3 protein-coding genes are annotated in these 4,396 nt (G+C 74.1%); 1 reads left to right on the top strand and 2 read right to left on the bottom strand.

All coding sequences use genetic code 11. From position 1 onward, the window contains the following. Positions 1-764: SpoIIE family protein phosphatase (locus tag AB0J52_RS29230; protein WP_500185751.1), on the top strand; the 764-nt coding region annotated here is incomplete at its 5' end. A 238-nt stretch (positions 765-1,002) separates the two neighbouring features. On the opposite strand, the gene AB0J52_RS29235 is transcribed toward AB0J52_RS29230, so the two are convergent. Both AB0J52_RS29235 and AB0J52_RS29240 read right to left on the bottom strand, forming a co-directional pair. Then, positions 1,003-2,790, bottom strand: a complete 1,788-nt coding sequence (locus AB0J52_RS29235) for an NAD+ synthase (RefSeq protein WP_500185753.1) — start codon at positions 2,788-2,790, stop codon at positions 1,003-1,005. Positions 2,791-2,869: 79 nt separating this feature from the next. Then, on the bottom strand, positions 2,870-4,150 hold the full coding sequence (locus tag AB0J52_RS29240; RefSeq protein ID WP_500185754.1) for an MDR family MFS transporter: 1,281 nt from the start codon (positions 4,148-4,150) through the stop codon (positions 2,870-2,872). Positions 4,151-4,396: the final 246 nt, after the last annotated feature.

Here is a 4,396-nt window from a genome sequence, read left to right on the forward strand (position 1 = left end):
ACCTGCCGCCGCTGCTGGCCGCCCCGGACGGCTCCAACGACTACCTGGAGGTGCCGCCCGCGCCGCCGCTCGGCGTGTTCGGCGGCGCGGCGATCGAGAGCCGCGAGTTCACCGTCGAGGACGGCTCGGTCTTCGTCATCTACACCGACGGCCTGGTGGAGAACCGGGGCCGCGACATCGACGACGGCCTGGCCCGGCTCCAGTCGCTGTTCACCGCCGACACCGTCGGCCGCCCCATGGAGGACCTGGCCAAGGCCACCCTCGCGGGCGTCTACGCCGACCAGCACCGCGACGACATCGCCGTCCTGCTGGCCCGGCTGCACCGGATGCCCGCCGACCGCATGGCGTCCTGGCCGCTGCCGACCGACCCCGCGTCGGTGCGGCGGGCGCGCGGCCTGGTGGCGAGCAAGCTCGCCGAGTGGGGCCTGTCCGACCTCGTCCACGCCACCGAGCTGCTCGCGTCGGAGCTGGTCACCAACGCGCTGCGGTACGCGCCCGGCGGCATCGAGCTGCGGCTGCTGTTCGAGCGCACCCTCACCCTGGAGGTGCTGGACCGCTCGGCCGCCCTGCCCCGCCTCCGGCACGCCGCCGACGACGACGAGAACGGCCGCGGCCTGCTGGTCGTCAGCCAGCTCGCGCACCGCTGGGGCACCCGCCGCACCCCGGCGGGCAAGGTCGTCTGGTGCGAGCAGATCGTCCCCGGCATCGCCCCCGAGCCGGACGAGCCCATCCCCAACTGGCCCGGCGAGAACCACCATCGCTGAATTTATTCAGACTCGGCCCACTGCGCTCGCCTAAAGGCTCGCTTCGTGACCGATCCTGGGTGAACGCGGCATCGCTTCGCGATCTGCCCGGTTGCGCTCGCCTTCGGCTTCGCTCCACCGGGCAGGTCACGCGTTCACGCGCGTGGCTGAGGGCGCGTCGAGACAGGACTTGGGCAGGTGCCGACACCGCTGATCGCCGCACCGGACCGGGGCCCGGGCGGGTCCCGGCCGGGGCGGGTCAGGGGTGCTCGCGCCAGCGGTTGGTGATGGGGAGGCGGCGGTCGCGGCCGAAGTTCTTCGGGGTGACCTTCGGGCCCGGCGGGTACTGGCGGCGCTTGTACTCGGCGAGGTCGGTGAGGCGGATGACGCGGTCGACCAGGTCCGGGTCGTGGCCGGCGGCGACCAGCCGCTCGCGGCCGAGGTCGCGCTCGACGTAGTCGACCAGCAGCGGGTCCAGGACGTCGTAGGGCGGCAGGGAGTCGGAGTCGCGCTGGCCCGGGCTCAGCTCGGCGGACGGCTCCTTGACGATGATCGCGTCCGGGATCGGCGGCCCCTCGAACGGGTGCAGGAACGGCAGGTCCGAGCCGACCTGCTCGTTCCGCCACCGGGCGAGCGCCCAGACCATGGTCTTGACCAGGTCCTTGATGGGCGCGAAGCCGCCCGCCGAGTCGCCGTAGATGGTGGAGTAGCCGGTCGCGAGCTCGCTCTTGTTGCCGCCGGTCAGCACCAGGTGGCCGTGCTCGTTGGACAGGCCCATCCAGATGTTCGCGCGGATCCGGGCCTGGAGGTTCTCCGCGGCGGTGCCGTGCAGCTCGACCTCGGCCTCGAACGCGTCGACCATGCCGCGGATCGGGACGGTCCGGGCGTGCACGCCCTGCCGCTTGACCAGCTCCTCGGCGTCGGTGACCGAGTGCTCGGACGAGTAGCGGCTCGGCAGCAGCACCACGTGCACGTTCTCGGGACCGATGGCGTCGCACGCGATGGTGGTGACCAGCGCGGAGTCGATGCCGCCGGACAGCCCGAGGATGACCGTCCGGAAGCCGTTCTTGCGGGCGTAGTCGCGCGTGCCGGTGACCAGCGCTCCGTACACCTCGGCGAGGTCGTCCAGCCGCTCCGCGACCTCCTGCGGACGGACCGGGTAGGCGGGCGCCGGGTCTTCGGACAGCACGTGCCGCTCGACGGTGATGGTCGTGCCGTCCGGGGCGGCGACCGGTTCGCGGCCGGGCCCGGGGTCCGGGGCGGCGGCGGGCAGCGCGAGGTCGGACACCAGCAGGTGCTCGGTGAACTGCGGGCCGCGGGCGAGCAGCGAGCCGTCCGCGCCGACCACGACCGAGTCGCCGTCGAACACCAGCTCGTCCTGGCCGCCGACCATGTTGACGTAGGCGAGGGCGCAGCCCGCCTCGCGGGCGCGCCGGGCGCACAGCTCGGCCCGGGAGTCCTGCTTCGCCCGCTCGTAGGGGGAGGCGTTGAGGGCCAGCAGCAGGCCCGCGCCGGTGGACCGGGTGACGCTGACCGGGCCGCCGTCCTGCCAGAGGTCCTCGCAGACGACGGTCGCGACGTCCACGCCGTTCACCCGGACGACCGGCAGCGTGTCGCCGCGCACGAAGACGCGGTACTCGTCGAACACGCCGTAGTTCGGCAGGTGGTGCTTGGCGGAGCGGACGAGCACCCCGCCGCCGTGCAGCCACGCCGCGCCGTCCAGCGGGGCCCCGGCGGGCAGGCCGGGCCGGACCAGGGCGACCGGACGGTGGTCCAGGTACCCGACGACGACCGGCAGGTCGCCGAGCCCCTCGTCCGCCAGCCGCCGCGCGAGCCGCTCCAGCGCGTCCCGGGAGGCCTCGACGAACGACGCGCGGAGGGCGAGGTCCTCGACGGGGTAGCCGGTGAGGACCATCTCGGGGAAGGCGACCAGGTGCGCGCCCGCGTCCCGGGCGCGCCGGGCCCAGGCGACCACCAGGGCGGCGTTGCCGCCGAGGTCGCCGACGGTGGGGTTGACCTGGGCGAGCGCGATCCTGAGCTGTGCCACGTCGTCCACCCTAGAAGGTCGGCGTCCCGGCGGTCGTCCGCCGAAGTATCGTCACTATGACGATTATGGCCCGGCCGGGTCAAGCGGCGGCGGTCGCGGGCGGCTGGGCCGTCCGCCGGCGGATGGCCGGCGCGAGCGCCAGCTGCACGCCCGCCGCGGCGACGCCGAGCGCGCCGCAGACCGGCCACATCAGCGCCGACCCGCCGAGGCTGAGCAGCTGCGTGCCGCCGAGCGGCGCGAGCATCAGGCCGCCCGACCAGGCGAGCCCGTACAGCCCGCCGTAGCGTCCGCGCAGGTGGTCGGGGGACAGGCCGGCCACGACCGCCTGCAGCACCGACGCCACCAGGATCTCGCCGAACGTCCAGAAGACCACGGTGACGGCGTACTGCCAGGGCGCGGACGCCAGGGCCGTGGCGCCGATCCCGATCCCGGCGACCGTCATGCCCACGGCCAGCACGAGCGAGTGGTCGCGCCGCGTGAGCCAGGCGTTCACCAGCGGCTGGACGGTGATGATCACGACGCCGTTGATCGCGATGACCCAGCCGTAGGTGCCCGCGCCGAGGCCGTGCTCGCGCATCGCCAGCGGCATCGTGGACATCGTCTGCATGAGGACGAACACGTAGGCCATCACGCCGAACGTGTAGCCGACCATGACCCGGTCGCGCAGCACGTCCAGGAAGCCGCCGCGCGGGCCCGGCTTCCCGTCCGCGTCCGCCGGACGCGCCGGACGGGTCTCCGGCACCGCCCGCCAGACCAGGGTCCCGAAGCCCGCGGCCGTGGCCGCGTTGATCCAGAACAGCGTGTGGAACCCGGTGCGGGCGAGCGTCCCAGCCGACACCATCGCGACCGCCCAGCCGAGGTTCACCGCCCAGAAGTTCAGGCCGAACGCGCGCGCCCGGTCCGCCGCCGGGACCATGTCGGCGACCATCGCCTGCGACGCGGGCCGGAACATGTCGAGCAGCAGGCCGAGCAGCGCTGCCGCCGCGACCAGCGCGACGATCCCCTGGGCGTAGCCGAGCGCCAGCATCGCCGCGCCGGTGCCGAACGTCGACAGCAGCAGCGTCCGCCGCCGCCCGATCCGGTCGGCGAGCATCCCGCCGAGGAACTGGCCGCCGAGCGAGCCCGCGCCGAGGACGGTCATCACGCCGCCCGCCTGCGCCAGCGACAGGCCGCGCGCCGTCGTCAGGTAGAGGCCGAGGAACGGCTCGACCATGGTGCCGAGCCGGTTGATCAGGGTGCCCGTCCACAGCGCCCAGAAGGCGCGCGGCAGGCCGCCGAGGCGGGGGGCGAGGAACGCGGCGAGACGGGACGGGGGGACGGGGACGGTGGGTTCGTGCAGGGATTCGTCGAGCGTGGTCACGGGATCGATGCTCGGGCCGCCGGACCGGTCGGGACACTCATTTAGCCTGGGCTAAAAGATCGGGGGAGCGATGATCGAGTTCGTGTTCACCCCGGACGACGCCGCCCGCGTCCGGTTCGCGTTCTCGCCGGTGTGGGAGGCGGTCGGCGGGCTGCGGGTGCTCGCCGACCCGTCCCTGCGCGCCCTGCACCTGCCGTGGCTGCGCGCCGTCCGGCCGCGGCTGGCCGGGCTCGACCTGGCGCTGCT

The organism is Spirillospora sp. NPDC049652 (assembly GCF_040675125.1).
Taxonomy (GTDB): domain Bacteria; phylum Actinomycetota; class Actinomycetes; order Streptosporangiales; family Streptosporangiaceae; genus Spirillospora.